The sequence below is a fragment of the Prescottella sp. R16 genome (assembly GCF_030656875.1).
In the GTDB taxonomy this organism is placed as follows: domain Bacteria; phylum Actinomycetota; class Actinomycetes; order Mycobacteriales; family Mycobacteriaceae; genus Prescottella.
On record NZ_CP130943.1, the window covers coordinates 2,822,409 to 2,838,441 of the forward strand.

Annotated in this window: 13 protein-coding genes and 1 pseudogene; 7 read left to right on the forward strand and 7 right to left on the reverse strand. The window is 66.0% G+C overall.

Annotated features, from left to right (window positions below; all coding sequences use genetic code 11):
* Positions 1–30 precede the first annotated feature (30 nt).
* The 4 genes from Q5696_RS13250 to Q5696_RS13265 all read left to right on the forward strand — a co-directional run bounded on the left by Q5696_RS13250 (position 31) and on the right by Q5696_RS13265 (position 4,488).
* Positions 31–690 carry a nitroreductase gene (locus tag Q5696_RS13250; RefSeq protein ID WP_084986258.1) on the forward strand — a complete coding sequence of 220 codons (660 nt, stop codon included), beginning with the start codon at positions 31–33 and terminating at the stop codon, positions 688–690.
* A 75-nt stretch (positions 691–765) separates the two neighbouring features.
* On the forward strand, positions 766–2,367 hold the full coding sequence (locus Q5696_RS13255; RefSeq protein ID WP_305091801.1) for an acyl-CoA synthetase: 1,602 nt from the start codon (positions 766–768) through the stop codon (positions 2,365–2,367).
* Positions 2,364–3,113 (forward strand): enoyl-CoA hydratase-related protein, encoded by a 750-nt coding sequence (locus Q5696_RS13260; RefSeq protein ID WP_305091802.1) that lies wholly within the window; start codon positions 2,364–2,366, stop codon positions 3,111–3,113. Before Q5696_RS13255 ends, Q5696_RS13260 begins: the two co-directional genes overlap by 4 nt.
* Before the next feature lie 169 nt (positions 3,114–3,282).
* Positions 3,283–4,488 (forward strand): lipid-transfer protein, encoded by a 1,206-nt coding sequence (locus tag Q5696_RS13265; protein ID WP_305091803.1) that lies wholly within the window; start codon positions 3,283–3,285, stop codon positions 4,486–4,488.
* 1,027 nt (positions 4,489–5,515) lie between these two features.
* On the opposite strand, the gene Q5696_RS13270 is transcribed toward Q5696_RS13265, so the two are convergent.
* A complete protein-coding gene (locus Q5696_RS13270) occupies positions 5,516–6,145 on the reverse strand; it encodes a TetR/AcrR family transcriptional regulator (protein WP_305091804.1) in 630 nt (209 codons plus the stop codon).
* Positions 6,146–6,271: 126 nt separating this feature from the next.
* Here Q5696_RS13270 and Q5696_RS13275 point away from each other — a divergent pair, with 126 nt between their 5' ends.
* From Q5696_RS13275 to Q5696_RS13285, 3 genes are all read left to right on the forward strand, one after another.
* Positions 6,272–7,906 (forward strand): ABC transporter substrate-binding protein, encoded by a 1,635-nt coding sequence (locus Q5696_RS13275; protein ID WP_305091805.1) that lies wholly within the window; start codon positions 6,272–6,274, stop codon positions 7,904–7,906.
* Positions 7,907–7,989: 83 nt separating this feature from the next.
* Positions 7,990–9,186, forward strand: a complete 1,197-nt coding sequence (locus Q5696_RS13280; protein WP_305091806.1) for a CaiB/BaiF CoA transferase family protein — start codon at positions 7,990–7,992, stop codon at positions 9,184–9,186.
* Positions 9,186–9,995, forward strand: a complete 810-nt coding sequence (locus Q5696_RS13285; RefSeq protein ID WP_305091807.1) for a MaoC/PaaZ C-terminal domain-containing protein — start codon at positions 9,186–9,188, stop codon at positions 9,993–9,995. The genes Q5696_RS13280 and Q5696_RS13285 overlap by 1 nt, the downstream gene beginning before the upstream one ends.
* A 7-nt stretch (positions 9,996–10,002) precedes the next feature.
* Here the strand turns inward: Q5696_RS13285 and Q5696_RS13290 are convergent, their stop codons facing one another.
* The 6 genes and pseudogenes from Q5696_RS13290 to Q5696_RS13315 form a co-directional block, all read right to left on the reverse strand.
* Positions 10,003–11,088: an ISAs1 family transposase gene (locus tag Q5696_RS13290; RefSeq protein ID WP_305091797.1), complete on the reverse strand. Its 1,086-nt coding sequence runs from the start codon at positions 11,086–11,088 to the stop codon at positions 10,003–10,005.
* A 184-nt stretch (positions 11,089–11,272) separates the two neighbouring features.
* A pseudogene (locus tag Q5696_RS13295) lies at positions 11,273–11,820 on the reverse strand (helix-turn-helix domain-containing protein); the annotation flags it as partial.
* 105 nt (positions 11,821–11,925) lie between these two features.
* Entirely contained in the window at positions 11,926–13,134 is a 1,209-nt protein-coding gene (locus Q5696_RS13300; RefSeq protein ID WP_305091808.1) for a lipid-transfer protein, read from the reverse strand.
* A gap of 7 nt (positions 13,135–13,141) precedes the next feature.
* Complete coding sequence (locus Q5696_RS13305) at positions 13,142–15,331, reverse strand: acyl-CoA dehydrogenase family protein (RefSeq protein WP_305091809.1); 2,190 nt, start codon at positions 15,329–15,331, stop codon at positions 13,142–13,144.
* Positions 15,332–15,405: 74 nt separating this feature from the next.
* Positions 15,406–15,720 (reverse strand): DUF202 domain-containing protein, encoded by a 315-nt coding sequence (locus Q5696_RS21485; protein ID WP_370654929.1) that lies wholly within the window; start codon positions 15,718–15,720, stop codon positions 15,406–15,408.
* Positions 15,720–16,019 (reverse strand): YidH family protein, encoded by a 300-nt coding sequence (locus Q5696_RS13315; RefSeq protein WP_305095284.1) that lies wholly within the window; start codon positions 16,017–16,019, stop codon positions 15,720–15,722. Before Q5696_RS13315 ends, Q5696_RS21485 begins: the two co-directional genes overlap by 1 nt.
* Between the last annotated feature and the right edge of the window lie 14 nt (positions 16,020–16,033).

The window sequence follows — 16,033 nt, forward strand, 5'->3', positions numbered from 1 at the left end:
GTGTCCGACATATCGGCCCTCGACGCCCGCATGGATCTTCGGTCCCTACTCGACACGCGCCGCAGTTGCCGCGCCTTCCGTCCGGACCCGGTCCCGCGGGAGACCATCGAGCAGATCCTCGAACTGGCGCAGCGCACCCCATCCTGGTGCAACACCCAGCCCTGGCAGGTCGCCATCACCGCCGGCGAAGCGACTGAGCGCTTTCGGAAAGGCCTCGCCGACTACGTACGGTCCTCACCGCAGTCACCCGACTTCCCCTTCCCGGGCGAATATAGAGGGGAGTACGGCGCGCGACGCAAGGAATGCGCGATGCAGTTGTATGCGAGCGTAGGCATCGCCGCCGAGGACCGCCAGGCGTCGGCAGCGCAGACGATGAAAAACTTCGACCTATTCGACGCGCCGCACGTTGCAGTCATCACCACTGACGCGGCGCTCGGGGTCTACGGCGCCGTCGACTGCGGGTTGTACGTCAACACCTTCCTGCTGGCCGCACACAGTCTCGGTGTGGCGACCGTCCCGCAGGCCGCGCTCGCCGGCAGTGCACCCTACCTTCGTAGCTTCTTCGACCTTCCGGCCGACCGAAAAGTGGTGTGCTCGATCTCATTCGGATACGCGGACGAAACCCACCCCGCAAACAGCTTCCGCACCGCCCGAGCAGACATCGCCGCAGTTGCCACCTGGACGTCCTGAGCGGGGGTCGCTCTTTTCCCTTGTCGGCGGAAAACGGCCGACGTCTCCTCCATCTAGTTCAAAGGATCATTCTTCATGTCGTTGAACCTCGCGGACCTCTTCGAGGCCGTCGTCGACGAGATTCCCGACCGGCCGGCCCTGGTGTGCGGCGACGAACGCCGCTCGTTCCGCGAGCTCGATCGGCGAGCCAATCAGCTAGCGCATGCACTCACCGAATGGGGAATCAGCCCCGGCGACCATGTCGGCATCCACATGCGCAACAGTGTGCAGTTCGTCGAATCCATGCTGGCCTGCCTGAAAGTTCGCGCAGTGCCTGTCAACATCAACTATCGCTACACAGAGTCCGAACTTACCTACTTGTACAACAACTCGCAGGTTGTCGCTGTTCTCGCCGACAGTGAGTTTCTCCCGGTGATCGAGGCGACCCTGCCGGCTTGCCCTCGTGTCGCCACCGTCGTGAAGTTCGGACCAGCGGCCGCCTCGCAGCGTGCGGCCGTCGCGTACATTGATTTCGAGGAGGCCATTGCCGGAAAGCCAGTCGCGCGGGGATTCGCTCCACGTAGCGACGATGATCGCTTCATCATCTACACCGGCGGCACCACAGGCATGCCCAAGGGCGTCGTATGGCGCCAGGAAGATTTCTTCATGGCCGCCCTCGCCGGGGGCAACCACAACGGCCCGCCGTTTACCGACAGCCGAGAACTTGCTGCAGCGGCGGCATCCAATCCTCATCCCATGACCCTGATCCTGCCGGCACCGCTGATGCACGGAGCTGCCGTCTACTCCGTGTTCAGCGGTTTCTTCGGCGGCGCTACCCAAGTGTTGATGCGCGCTTTCGACCCGGTTGAAGCACTCCGGCTCATCCAGGATGAGCAGGCGTCGTGTATCACCGTTGTCGGCGATGCGATGGCCCGCCCGCTCGCCGATGCGATTGCCCGACTGGGGTCCTCGTACGACCTCAGCTCGCTGCTGATGGTCAGCTCCGGCGGCGCCCTATGGTCCCGTAGCTCCAAGGACCAGCTGCTCGAACTCATGCCGCATCTCCTTCTGCGGGACGGCTTCGGCGCTTCCGAGTCCGGCGTGGACGGCACCCTCGAGACCGATGCCGACGGCAACATGCGGGTCGTGGGCAACCCCAGCATGTCGGTGGTGGACGAGAAGCTGCGTCCGGTCGAGCCCGGATCCGGAGAACTCGGATACATCGCGCGCAGCGGGCACGTGCCACTGGGTTACTTCAACGATCCGGACAAGACGGCGGAGACGTTCCCGGTCGTCGACGGGGTACGGATGTCGATCCTGGGCGACATGGGCCGGATCGACGCGGACGGCTCGATCGTCCTGCTCGGTCGCGGTTCGGTGTGCATCAACACCGGCGGCGAGAAGGTGTTCCCCGAGGAGGTCGAGGCAGCCGTCAAGAGCCACCCGGCTGTCATGGACGCCGTCGTCGCCGGCACCCCGCACGAGCGGTACGGTGAGCAGGTTTCCGCGGTTGTCCAACTGCGTGAGGGCGCCGGTGACATCGATCTCGACGAGATCGCAGAGCACTGCCGGGCCGCGATCGCGGGCTACAAGGTTCCGCGTTCGATAGTGGTCGTGCCTGCGGTCGTGCGTTCGCCGGCGGGAAAGGCTGATTACCGTTGGGCCCGAGGCGTGCTCGCAGAGTCGGTAGGGGCATGAGCGTTGTCGAAGAGCAGCGGGGTCGAATCCTAATCGTCCGTATCGACCGCGAGGCGAAGCGCAACGCGATCGATCGCGCCACCGCAGACGGAATCGATGCTGCTCTCAATCGTCTCGACGACGATCCCAATCTATGGGTCGGGGTCATTACGGGATCGTCGACAATCTTCAGCGCGGGCACGGACCTGAGTGCTGGGGTCGATCTCCGCACCGAGCGCGGCGGCGAATACGGGGTTATCAGACGCGAACGCACGACACCGCTGATCGCCGCGGTCGAGGGTCCAGCCCTCGGTGGAGGCTTCGAGATTGCGCTCGCCTGTGATGCCATCATCGCCTCTTCCACAGCGATGTTCGGACTACCAGAAACTCGCCGCGGACTTGTGGCCACTTCAGGGGCCCTGTTCCGTGCCGCACGAGCGTTGCCCCCGAATGTTGCACGAGAACTACTCATCTCGGGACGCACTCTGGGACCCGAACGCGCCTACGCACTGGGCCTAGTCAACGAGGTAGCCGAAGCCGGGAGGGCGCTCGAGCACGCTATCGACTTCGCGGAAGACATCTGCCTTTCCTCCCCGATGGCGGTGCGCGAAACTTTGCGTGCGGTCCGAGCCCTGACTGCGGCGGACGACGTTCTCGGTTGGCGGGCAACACAGGAGGCAATCGAGGTATTCATCGCCTCCAACGACATGAAGGAGGGCATCAGCGCATTCTTCGAAAAGCGCCCGCCCCGATGGAGCGGTCACTGATACGCCGCATGTACACGGCGACGACGAGTGCCCTACCTGTTCGACAAATGCACCGCGGAAACGCAGTAGCGCCCCCCGCGGTAATGCAGCTAGTAGAAGTGATCGACGAGCGGATCCTGGGTCTGCCGCGCGATCCCGATCCCGATCCCGGAAAGTGAGTTCCACACGCATGAGTAATCGCACGTTCGTCGTCGGCGTGGGTATGACCAAGTTCGAGAAGATCGAGTCTCGTGACTGGGAGTACCCGGACATGGTGTCCGAGGCCGTAGGTACGGCGCTCGCCGACGCCGGGATTTCGTACGAGCAGGTGCAGCGCGCCGCCGTCGGGTACGTCTTCCAGCCGTCGGCCGCCGGTCAGCGCGCACTGTACGAGACCGGTCTGACCGGCATCCCGATCGTCAACGTCAACAACAACTGCGCCACCGGCTCGTCGGCGCTCATGATGGCCCGCGAGTGGGTACAGGGCGGCATCGTCGACGTCGCCCTCGCGGTGGGCTTCGAGAAGATGACCAAGACGGCACTCACCGGTACCGGCGAGATGCCCAAGGTCAGCACGCTCGACGACCACCTGAAGGTGATGACCGCCAAGCACGAGTGGGGCCGCGGTCCCATGACGGCGCAGCTGTTCGGCAACGCCGCGCTCGAGCACATGGAGCGTTACGGCACCACCGCCGAGCAGATCGCGTCCGTCGCGGTCAAGAACCACAAGCACTCGGTGAACAACCCGTACGCGCAGTTCCGGGACGAGTACACGCTGCAGCAGGTGTTGGACGACAAAATGATCCACGCGCCGCTCACCCGATCGCAGTGCTCGCCCACCTCCGACGGTGCGGGTGCCGCGGTGGTCGTCAGCGAGCGGTTCGTGCGCGAGCACGGGCTCGAGGACCAGGCGATCGAGATCGTCGCGCAGGCCCTCACCACCGACACCGCCGAGGCGTTCGCGGACCAGTCGATGATCGACGTCGTCGGCGCCCCGATGACGAAGGCCGCGGCCGCCCAGGTGTTCGCGGAGTCGGGCCTGACCGTCGACGACGTCGATGTCATCGAGCTGCACGACTGCTTCGCGATCAACGAGATCATCACGTACGAGGGCCTGGGCCTGTGCGAGCCGGGCGAGGGCGGCAAGCTCGTCGAGTCCGGCGCCACCACGTACGGTGGCAAGTGGGTCGTCAACCCGTCCGGCGGCCTCATCTCGAAGGGGCACCCGCTGGGCGCCACCGGCCTGGCGCAGTGCGCCGAGCTCACGTGGCAGCTGCGCGGCCAGGCCGACGCCCGCCAGGTCGACGGTGCCCGCGTCGGTCTGCAGCACAACCTCGGCCTCGGTGGTGCGTGCGTCGTCACGCTGTACCGGGCCGGGACCATCTCCAAGCGTTAGGCGTCTGGCCGGCAGGCGCTCCGTGCGATCGACGCGCTTCCATTGGCTGCTGGGATGTAGATAACTTGATAGCACTGTTGGTGACTTCGTCGTCGAAGTCGCACCAGCACACTGCAAGCCCCGGGTGAGCGATGATTCTGGTCACTGACGTGCGAACTCAACGTTCGTATCACCGTGCAGGTCGGGCGCTCCCGTTGCGCGGCACTCTTCTGCACTCGACTACGAAGTCGCCGCGCCGTCATACCGACAGTATTCGGCTGTATCGGGAGGATCCCCGCCGAGCAGCTGTGAGATCGGCTGACACAGCTCGGCCTGCCGGCTCCAGTCGTCGATCCGGCGTTCCGCGGGGCAGGAGGCTGCGCCCGTCGCATGCCGATCTCACCCCGTAACCGGACGACCCGACAAACATACTTAACGTCGTCGAGTCGCGGTCGACGGGGACTGCACGCTGTGTTACTTGGTGACGAAAGTCGGCCCTACACCCCTAAGCGACTACGCAGCACCCGGCGACGTCCGGATGACGGACGTAATCAGCGGCCGACATTCGAGTTCTATGCAGCGCTGCTGCAGAACCCTGGATCCGTCGTCGCGAAACCGACGATGGAACAGCCCCACGTCGCATCGAGAAGGAATCAGGAATGCCCACCGCCGATGAAGGCATAGTCGTCGCCTTCGCCCAGCGGTGGGCCCCCTACTCTCCCGACGACTTCTTCGTGACAGTCGGCGTCCGTCGTCGCGAGATCGACCGACGTATGCGAGAGATCTGTAGACGCAGGCTCGATCAAGCTACTCCAACCCACCGTTCCGGATGGTGTGCCCGGTTACGGAAGGTTGCGCACGACTATCGGATGGCTACGCCGCCCCCCGTGCGCGGTGACCCTTCGGTCGATCGCTCCCGATCAACCGATGCCCGTGCAGATCCGTGCTGCCTAGGGCGTGACTCGCACCGCCGGCGAGACGCCGCGCCCACGTTGGCGTCAAATCATTTCAGCGCCTGGTTCACCTTTCGACGCATAGCGCCCGCGCTCTACGGCGCGTTTCGTGTAGACGGACCAGCCAGGCCTGCGAGCATGCGGGCAGCTACCGCGGCAACTTGCTCGTCGAGCTGTTCGGCGGAAACTCCGATTTCACGACTCATCTGTTCCCGAAAGATTGTGTAGCCGTAGTTCATTGCTGCCGTCATCGCGTGCGCGGCCACCGGATCCAATTCAGGGTGTAGCTGCCCGCTGTCCCGGTCGCGTTGCAGGTCGGTCCGGCTACGTTCCAGATGGGGAAAGAGTCGGACATCGGGATCGCCGTCCAGAACAAGCAACGTGGTCAGTTTGAGTGCTTCTTGCGCGTGGATCGTCTCTTCCAGTACACGCTCGCGCCGCTCGGTGAAAGGCAGCGCACGGTCAGCCTGGAAGACCGGAGCCTCTTCCCAGCTGTGCTGGGCAATGGCCGCCCGGAGCAATTCTCTTCTCGTTCCGAAGTATTGGTACACCTGACCACGGTTCACACCGGCCTCGTCGGCCACCTCGCGAAGGTTGAGTCCAGAGAGCACGCCGTCACGTGCGAGTAGTCGTCGCGCGGCGTCCAGTAGCCGTTGCTCTGTCGCCTTTCGGTCGCGGGTCCGACGAGGAGCACCGGTGATCTCGGTGTTCGATATATCGGTCATCGCGCCTCCTCCTGATGGACATAACGCTAACAGTTTCCGGCCGAGTCCTTCTCGCCAGTCTCCCGCAGATCTTGTAAATGAGGAAACGAGTTGCTAGCGTTCTGCTACTAACATTCTGCTAACTAGGTGGAGGATCTGATGCCGGTGCGTTCCCCTGATCGACGATGGCGTGCCCGCTCCACACGCTTCACCGTCGGCGCCGCAGCAGTTGTTGCACTCGTTGGCGCGTGTGCGCCCGGCAGCGCTGACATCGCCGCCTCCCCAGCGCGTGTCGTCGAGAACGGGATCGTCGGCGATCGACAAGAGCCGACTACCCCAACGCGCGGTGGCACACTGACGATGGCCGCCTACTCCAGCGTGACGACGCTGGACCCCACCAAGACACCGGCCCTGGGCTCGACAGGTGGCAACGAGATGGCCGCTGTGTACGACGTCCTAATGCGCTACGAGCCCAGCTCAGGGTCGTTTCTCCCTCAGATGGCCGAAGCCCTGACAGCTTCGCCGGACGGCCAGATGTGGACCCTGCAGTTGCGGGACGGGGTCACTTTCAGCAACGGAACTGGCGTCACGGCGCAGAACGTGATGTGGAGCATCGACAGGTACAACCAGGCCAACGGTCCGGGGAGCCAGCTATGGAAGGCGAATATCGTCTCCATGGCCGCCTCAGGCCCGCGTACCGTCACCTTCACGTTGACGCAACCGTGGACGGAGTTTCCCGCGATGCTAGCGGGCGGGCACGGCATGATCGTGGCACCGGCTTCGCTGGAGGGAGACCGGTTCACCCCCATCGGCGCCGGACCGTTTACGGTCGAGCGTTTCAGGCCGCATGAAGAACTCGCGCTAGCGGCGCGGCCCGACTACTGGGACGGGAAACCACATCTCGATACGCTTCGTTTCGTCGGTCTCACCGGTGACATGGAGAAGATTGAGGCGCTGGCAGCGAACGACGTTCAGGTCGCGTTCGTACGATCTTCCGAGGCCGTGCAACGTGCGCGGGAGAACGGCTACTCCAGCTACATCGAGACAGTCCCGCTCGGCAGCGTTGCCATGATCAACAATCGGCCGGGGCGTCCCGGGGCCGACATTCGCGTGCGCCGGGCAATCGCCCACGCGATCGACCGAAATGCCTTCGATGAGCGCGTCGACAAGGGAACAGGACTTCCCGGCTCGGTCATCTTCCCCGAATGGTCGCCCATGCACAGTGAGGTCGACGGACTCGAATACGATCCCGAAACGGCGAGTCGGCTACTGAACGAGGCGAAGAACGACGGATACGACGGCCACCTGACTTTCCTGGGTGTCGCAGCGGCGAAGTCGCAAACCACTGCGCTGGCGGTACAGTCGATGCTTCAATCGGTCGGCTTCACCGTGACATTGGACTTCCAAAGCAGCGCCGGCGATGTGACAAAGAAGCTTAATGTCGAGCACGACTACGACATCAGCTACTCCGCCATCGGTCTGCCTGCCGCCGCGCCGGTGAACAAGCTCACTGCAGCGCTGAACAGTTCGTCGAACAGCAACTATCTGGGCTACACGAACGCAGACATGGATGCGTTGTTGTCAAGGCTGCGGACAACCGGTGTCGACTCCGACGAACGCCGGGCGCTGAGCGGAGAACTGCAGACTTTAGTGAATGACACCGTCCCGTTCGTCACGCTGGGCTCCGCCCCCACCTTCACGCTCTGGGCCGACGACGTGCACGGCATCGAACCGACCACGGAATCCATCATGCTCTTCGGGAAGGCCTGGATCGGCGCCTGACCCGTCGGATTCGCCGATGCGCCCCCCATGAACAGATTTCGTCACTACCACTCGCGACACCCGACAGAAAGATGCTGGTGAACATGACCGAACTGCCCCTGGACGGAATACGGGTTCTGGACATCTCCGCAGTGATCGCGGCGCCCGTTGCCACCACATTTCTCGCCGACTTCGGCGCCGACGTCGTCAAGATCGAGGAGCCGACCACGGGCGACTTCCTCCGCAGCAACGCCGGCACCCCCGGACGTCGGTCGCTCCAGTGGGCACAAGAAGGGCGCAACAAGAAGTCGGTGACCCTGGACCTGAGACAGCCGCGGGGGCAACAGATCCTGCGCGAGCTCATCCCGAAGTTCGACGTAGTCGTAAGCAATCATCGACTACCCACACTCGAAAAGTGGGGCCTGTCCCCCGAGTCGATGCAAGCGCTCAACCCCCACGGCGTGTTCGTCTTCCTCACCGGCTACGGACTGACAGGACCGTATCGTGACCGCGGCGCGTTCGACCGGATCGCGAGCGCGTTCGCCGGGCTCACCTACGTGAGCGGTGAGCCCAACCGGCCACCGGTCCGAACAGGATTCGCGATGATCGACTACATGGCCGCATACCTGACCGCCTTCGCGACCGTGACAGCCCTCTATCACCGGGACGCCAACGGCGGGCAGGGCCAGATCATCGACTCCTCGCTCTACGAAGCGGGATTCCGGGCCAGCGAGGACGCACTACTGGCGTACTCAAGCACCGGTGCGATCCGGGAACGCAGTGGTAACCGCAATCCGGCGCTGGTTCCGGCAAGCGACTTCGACACCGCAGACGGGCGACGGGTCGCCGTGCACGCCGGCACCGACCCGCTGTTCCGGCGGCTCACACAGGTTTTGGGCAGCCCCGAACTCGCCGACGATCCGCGCTTCGCCACCCGCGCCGCACGCGCGGAGAACCCTGAACACCTCTATCAGTTGATCGCCGCGTGGGTCGCGGCAAGGACCGCGGACGAGGTGACCGTGACCCTCAGCGCAGCAGGCATTCCCGCATCGCCGCTGATGAACGTCGCCGACATCGCCGCGGATCGGCACTACCGTGAGCGGGGCACCATCGTGGACGTCACCGACCCGGACTTCGGTGAGATCTCGATGGTTGCGCCGCTGCCGCACTTCAGCAGAACCCCAGGCCGCATCGACGCCCTCGGGTGCGCACTGGGCGCCCACACCGAGGAGGTCTACCGAGAGATCCTGGGGTTCGACGACGAAGACTTCGCCGCGCTGCGCGCCGCGAAGGTGATCTGATGCCGATCGACGTGGCCGCAGCACTGTCAGCAGCGCCGACGGTGCAGACAGTGCAGTGGACCGAGCGCGACGTTCTGTTGTACCACCTGAGCATCGGCGCAGGCTCCGATCCCCTCGACGCCGCCGCGCAGAGGTGGATATATGAGCGAGACCTGCAGGTGTTTCCCACCTTCGCTGTCGTCGCCGGAAAGGGGGTCTCGACCGCCCGAACGCCGCGGACCGCGACGCTCCCGGGCATCGATGTGCCGCCATCACAACTGCTTCACGCAGGCCAACAGCTGATCGTGCACCGTTCCCTCGACAGGAGGGGTCCCGCAGTGGTCACATCACGGCTGACCGATATACGGGACCAGGGACGAGCCGCGATCATTGAGATGGAAGCGGCCGCCTGCGACCCGGCGGGCGAGCCCTACTGGACCAGCACGATGAGCGTCTGGGCCGCCGGGGCAGGCGGATACGGAGGCGCACCGCCGCAATCGGCTCCAACGGCACTACCCGATCGCGAACCCGACAGGATGATTCGCCGAACTACTCGGGACGACCAAGCCCTGCTCTACCGGCTGAATGGGGGAATGAACCCAATGCATGTAGACCCGGCAGTCGCACGACAGGCCGGCTTCGAGCGCCCGACCCTACACGGCTTGGCTACCTACGGTGTGACGTGCAAAGCGCTGGCGGACACGATGTTGGACGGCGATCCATCATCGATAGGCAGTCTGTCGGTTCGCTTCGCAGACCACATGCTTCCGGGTCACAGCCTCGATATCGCGGTCTGGGTCGAAGGTCAGGGCCCCGGCAAAGTCGCATAGCTGCATGTCAGGCGGCATGAAGTAGATCGATCGGACGATGCGGGTCGCGGCCGTGATGCCGTAGCGCGGCTGCGATGTTGTCGTGGCCGGCCAACCGCAGGACGCTGACGACGGTGTTGCGGATGGTGGCCATCACCTGCGGACCGGTGCCGGTGCGGACGGCGGAGCGGTCTTCGTCGAAGGTGACGTCCCGGACCCAGTGCAGGCGGTTCTCGATCGCCCAATGCCCGCGAACCCAGCCGGCGACCTGCAGCGGAGCGGCAGAGGTCATCGGGATCGAGGTGACCAGGTAGACGACCTCGACGGATCTACGGCCCTTCCTGGTGACGGTGCGACGCACCTGCAACACCTGGCAGGCGTGTGGAAACCCGAGCCCACCGGCGACCTCGGTGGCCTTGATCGTGCGCTGCTCCCGCCGCCCGTGACCATACCCACCGGTCGACGACGAGACAGGAATCGCGTTCCACGGCAACGACTTCAACAGATCCCGCAGGACCTTCTGGTTGTTCTTGACGGTGAACACGTAATGCCCGCCCCGACCGACGATGTACTCGGCGGTGGCCCGCTGACAGTGCAGGGCATCCGCGGTGACCACCGCGTCGGTGAGGTCGAGTGGGGCGAGGAGGTCGGTGATCAGCGGGATCTCGTTGGTCTTCGCACCGACCTCGACCTGTCCGAGGACCACCCCGCTGCCGTGGTCGAGGGCGGCCAGCAGATGGGTGAGATGCCCGGCCGCGTCCCTCGCGCCTCGCAACGTCTTGCCGTCGACGGCGATCACCCGGCGCCCGTCGACCACCCGGGTTCGTAGCCACGCCCACATGCCGATGACCTGGTCCAACACGGCCGCGTCGACGCGGGCGAGGGTGCGGCGGATCGTCGATTCCGACGGCACCCGATCGGCCACACCCAGCTTCCCGAGCGCGTCTGCCGGCGCATCATGGACCCACTCTGCGATGGCGGTGAACGAGCGCGCGCCGGCGCACACCGCGGCCAGGGACACCGACAGGATCACCGTGAGCGGGTGCCGGACCCCACGCCGGGCCCGTGGATCGGGCACCCAGTCGAGCGCGTCGAGGATCCCGGTGTCGGACACTGGAACAGGCGTGGGAGAAGATGAGGCTGCGGGCACGACTCGTTCCTGGTTGTGACGATTGTGTAGGAACTTGAATCATCGCCGAGGCGGTCGTGCCCGCCCCAATCCGCGCTCTCGTCGAGCGTCATCTCGCACTGAAACCCCAGCTCAGCGTGTATCACTCACGACTTTGCCGGGCCCCTGAGTCGTCAACGGCGTGGTGCAGGTAGGCGTATCCCATCCCCGATCGATTACGTCGCCCTGCCTGGCGGCCGAGTTTGCCGTGCCCTCCGCCGTCGGGGGATCCGGCCGAACTTCTTGATGTCGACGTGGACCAGGTCGCCCGGCTTGTCGTGTTCGTAGCGTTGCGCAGGCGCTTGCCGGATGGGCAGCCCGGTGGCCTGGTCGAGGTGCGCGAGTTTCGCCATCTTGTAGCGCCGCAGCACCGCCTCGGCCGTCGATTTCGCCAGGTGGAGGTGGTAAGCGATCCGGTGCGGTCCCCACCGCCTGGTGAACCGGATGTTGATGATTCGCCGTTCGGTTCGAGTCGGTGTCTGGAGCGGCAGGAGTGTGGACGGGAGGAGCGGTGCCGGCTTCATTTTCGACACGGAACCTGTCGGCCCACGTCTTCGCCGTTGACGGCGAGCACTGGAATCGTTCAGCAGCGCGGCGGACAGACCAGCCGTCCTCGACGACGAGCTTGGCGAGGGCCAAACGACCGCGTGGGGTCAAGAAGGCATAAACGTGTGACACGAGGACCTCTCGGTGGTCGGGGTGTGTGTGGTAACCACACCGATACCGGAGGTCCTCGCCTACTTCGTCACGCCACACCGTTCGCAACCTGCCTGGGAACTACACCTAGGACTCCTTCGAGAGGGTGCCGGACTTGTAGACCGTGACGACGCAGGCGCCGCCGAGTCCCAGGTTGTGCTGCAGCGCAACGGTTGCGCCCTCGACCTGGCGCTTGTCCGCGAGCCCGCGCAGCTGCCAGTTCAACTCGGCGCACTGAGCGAGACCGGTGGCCCCGAGCGGATGCCCCTTGGAGATCAGGCCGCCGGAGGGGTTGACCACCACTTTCCCGCCGTAGGTGGTGGCGCCGGACTCGACGAGCTTGCCGCCCTCACCCGCTGCGCACAGGCCGAGGCCCTCGTAGGTGATGATCTCGTTGATCGCGAAGCAGTCGTGCAACTCGATCACGTCGACGTCGTCGATGGTCAGGCCGGACTCCGCGAACACCTGCTCGGCGGCGGCCTTCGTCATCGGCGCACCGACGATGTCGATCATCGACTTGTCGGCGAACGCGGCCTCACTGTCGGTGGTCATCGCCTGCGCGACGATCTCGATGGCCTGGTCCTCGAGGCCGTGCTCACGCACGAACTTCTCGCTGACGACGATCGCGGCGCCGGCACCGTCGGAGGTCGGCGAGCACTGCGACCGGGTCAGCGGCGCGTGAATCATCTTGTCGCCCATGACCTGCTCGAGGGTGTACTCGTCCTGGAACTGCGCGTACGGGTTGTTCACCGAGTGCTTGTGATTCTTGACCGCGACGGCGGCGATCTGCTCGGCGGTGGTGCCGTAGCGCTCCATGTGCTCGACCGCGGCGTTGCCGAACAGCTGCGCGGTCATCGGGCCCTTGCCCCAGCCGAACTTCTCGATCATGATCTTCAGCTGGTCGTCGAGGGTGGTGACCTTCGGCATCTCACCGGTACCGGTGAGGGCGGTCTTGGTCATCTTTTCAAAGCCGACCGCGAGCGCGCAGTCCACGAAGCCGGCCTGTACCCACTCGCGGGCCATCAGCAGCGCGGTGGATCCGGTGGCGCAGTTGTTGTTGACGTTGTAGATCGGGATCCCGGTCAGCCCGGTCTCGTACAGCGCCCGCTGCCCCGCGGTGGAAGCCCCGAACACGAAGCCCACCGCGGCGCGCTGGACCTGCGAGTAGTTGATGCCGGCATCCGCGAGCGCCTTGCCGACGGCCCCCGTCACCATGTCCGGGTACTCCCAGTCCCGGCTCTCGATCTTCTCGAACTTGGTCATGCCGACGCCGACCACGAAGGTGCGATTGCTCATGTCTTGTCTACTTTCCGGGCTCGGGGTCGCGGGGCAGGCCCAGCATCTGCTCGCCGATGATGTTGAGCTGAACATTGGTGGTACCACCCGCGATCGACATGCACTGCGAGTTGAGGAACATCTGGGTGTCGGACGTGCGCGCCTGCTCACCGAGCAGCGAGGTGGGGCCGGCCCACTCCATCGCCACCTCCCACACCTGCTGGATGTGCTCGACCCCGAGCAGTTTCGCGATGGAGGACTCGGCACCCGGCTGCGCGCCCGTGAGCGAACGCAGTGTGGTGCGCAGGCCCAACAGTCCCCCGGACTGCGCGTCGCACAACACCTTTCCGAGTACGGTCAGCTGCTCGTCGTCCAGCCCGCCCGGCAGGTCCGCCGCCAGGTCCAGCAGCGCCTCGCCACCGGAACCGAGGGACGAGTCGTGTGAGAGCGAGACCCGCTCGTTCGCCAGGGTGGTGCGGGCCAGCTTCCAGCCGTCGCCCGGCTCGCCGACCAGACACTCGTCGGGAACGAAGACGTCGTCGAAGAACACCTCGTTGAACAGCGCCTCGCCGGTGATCTCGCGCAGCGGCCGGATGTCGAGGCCCTCGGAGTTCTTGATGTCGATCAGGAAGTACGACAGACCCTTGTGCTTGGGCACGTCGGCGTCGGTGCGGGCCAGGCAGATGCCCCAGTCGGCCTCGCGGGCCATCGACGTCCACACCTTCTGGCCGTTGAGCCGCCAACCACCCTCGACCTTGGTGGCCTTGGTGGACAGGCCCGCCAGGTCGGAGCCGGCGCCCGGCTCCGAGAACAGCTGGCACCAAAGGACGTCGCCGCGCAGCGACTGCGGCACAAAGCGCTCGAGCTGCGCCTGGTTGCCGTGCGCGATGAGGGTGGGGATCACCCAGTTGCCGATGATCATGTCGTGCGGCTTCAGCTCGGCCGCCCGCAGCTCTTCGGCGATGACGAGCTGGGTGCCGGCGTCCGCGCCCTTGCCCCAGGGCGTGGGCAGATGAGGTGCGGTGTAGCCGCGCTCGGCCAGGTAGGCCTTACACTCCGCACCCCCGAGCTCGATCGCCGGTGCCAGCTCGGCGCGCACGTCGGCGCGGATCTGCTCGGCCTCCGGGGGCAGCTCGATGCTCAGCGTCCGTCGCACGCCGTCGATGGTCAGATGCGCGACCCGACGCTTCCAGGAAGCGGTGGAGCCGAGCAGGATTCGCAACGACTGGGCACGGCGCAGGTACAGGTGCGCGTCGTGTTCCCAGGTGTAGCCGATGCCGCCGAGGATCTGGATGGCGTCCTTGGTGACCTGGAAGGCCGCGTCGGGCGCGACGGCGCCCGCGACCGCCGCGGCCAGCGAGGCCTCGGCCGACGCCACGTCCTCGCGCAGCGCGCGAGCGGCGTCCCACGCGGTGACCCGGGCCTGCTCGGTGAGGCTGAGCATGCGGGCGGCCTTGTGCTTGACGCCCTGGAACTGGCCGATGACCCGGCCGAACTGCTGACGCACCCGGGCGTAGTCCGCCGCGGTGGTGGTGGCCCAGTCCGCGAGGCCCGCGGCCTCGGCGGAGAACAGGGTGGCGGCGATGTCGAGGACCCGCTCCGAGTCGAGCGCGAGTACGTCGCCCTCGGCGAGTTCGATTGCGTCCGCGGTGACCTCGGCGTTTCGCCGGACCACATCGTAGCTGGGCAGCTCGGTGACCTCGAGGCGGTCTCGGGAAACCACGACGAAGCCGAGCCCGCCGTTGTCCTGCGCGGCCAGCAGGAACAGATCGCCCACCTGACCGCCGAGCACGTGGCTCGACGTGCCGGACAGCGTGACCGTCGCGCCGTCGCGGTTGATCCGCAGCCCGCCCGCCTGCAGCGAGACGGCGCCGAAGACGGTTCCGTCGGCCAGTGAAGACAGCTCCGCGGTACGACCGGCATCGTGCAGCACGGTCGAGACGACCGCGGTCGGCAGGAACGGACCGGGCACCATCGAACGCCCGAGTTCCTCGGTGACGATGGCGAGCTCGACGAGGCCGAAGCCCGCGCCGCCGACCTCCTCGGGCAGGTGCAGGCCCAGCATGCCGAGCTCGGCGAGCGCGCCCCAGTAGGTCGGCCGCATCTCGACCTTGGCCTCGACGGCCTCCCGGAGCACGGTCGGGGTCGCGTGCCGCGCGGCCCAACCACGTACCGAATCCCGCAGCTCGCGGTCCTCGTTGTTCAGTCCAATTGTCATTCTGTCCTCACTTTCTAGAAGGAATTGACAAGAAGGGGGCGATGGCCGCGCGCAGGCCCGTCAACGCCGCCCACTCACGTCCACCACCCGACGATTCCCGTGAACAACGCGCTGGTCAGCACCGCCGCCGTCACCCAGGCAGCAGCCGGCCGGAGCGCGTGCGCCTCCGTCACCCCTGCGGCCAGCTGCGCGCCCCGAACCCGCGCGGTGGCGACGGCGACCACCGCCGCCGCCACCGAGGCCACGCCTGGCACCGTCGCCATGCCCCACCCGCTCACCGCGGCGCCGCGCAGCATCAGCGCGGCCAACGCGGCCGCCGCGAGCGCGGTGCGATTCCAGGCCAGCGCTGTCCGCTCCGCCTGCAACCCTGCATCCCGGACCGGCGGCATCACGAGAGCAGGACGACGCCGCCGGCGATCACGGCCACGACCACAGCCCCCACCGCGAGCACCGGGACCAACGCCGAAGCGGGCAGCGGCTCGTCGCGACGCATCGCACGCTGCACCGACCGCCACCGCCAGTACGCACCCCCGGCCAGCACGACGGCCAGGCTCACGCAGCCGACGGCGAGCACGGTGTGCGTCCCGGCGATCCCGAGCGGCGGGGCCAGCTGGTGAATCACCACCGCCCCGGCGAGCAGGCCGAGCGCGGTCCGGATCCACGCCAGGAACGTGCGCTCGTTGGCCAGGGTGAAGCGGTAGT

What these genes read in the sequence shown, in the direction of transcription:
- Q5696_RS13300 (WP_305091808.1), bottom strand. Translation starts at nt 13,134, where the DNA reads ATGAGCAATCGCACCTTCGTGGTCGGCGTCGGCATGACCAAGTTCGAG.
- Q5696_RS13255 (WP_305091801.1), top strand. Translation starts at nt 766, where the DNA reads ATGTCGTTGAACCTCGCGGACCTCTTCGAGGCCGTCGTCGACGAGATT.
- Q5696_RS13270 (WP_305091804.1), bottom strand. Translation starts at nt 6,145, where the DNA reads ATGACCGATATATCGAACACCGAGATCACCGGTGCTCCTCGTCGGACC.
- Q5696_RS13260 (WP_305091802.1), top strand. Translation starts at nt 2,364, where the DNA reads ATGAGCGTTGTCGAAGAGCAGCGGGGTCGAATCCTAATCGTCCGTATC.
- Q5696_RS13250 (WP_084986258.1), top strand. Translation starts at nt 31, where the DNA reads ATGGATCTTCGGTCCCTACTCGACACGCGCCGCAGTTGCCGCGCCTTC.
- Q5696_RS13285 (WP_305091807.1), top strand. Translation starts at nt 9,186, where the DNA reads ATGCCGATCGACGTGGCCGCAGCACTGTCAGCAGCGCCGACGGTGCAG.
- Q5696_RS13280 (WP_305091806.1), top strand. Translation starts at nt 7,990, where the DNA reads ATGACCGAACTGCCCCTGGACGGAATACGGGTTCTGGACATCTCCGCA.
- Q5696_RS21485 (WP_370654929.1), bottom strand. Translation starts at nt 15,720, where the DNA reads ATGCCGCCGGTCCGGGATGCAGGGTTGCAGGCGGAGCGGACAGCGCTG.
- Q5696_RS13265 (WP_305091803.1), top strand. Translation starts at nt 3,283, where the DNA reads ATGAGTAATCGCACGTTCGTCGTCGGCGTGGGTATGACCAAGTTCGAG.
- Q5696_RS13305 (WP_305091809.1), bottom strand. Translation starts at nt 15,331, where the DNA reads ATGACAATTGGACTGAACAACGAGGACCGCGAGCTGCGGGATTCGGTA.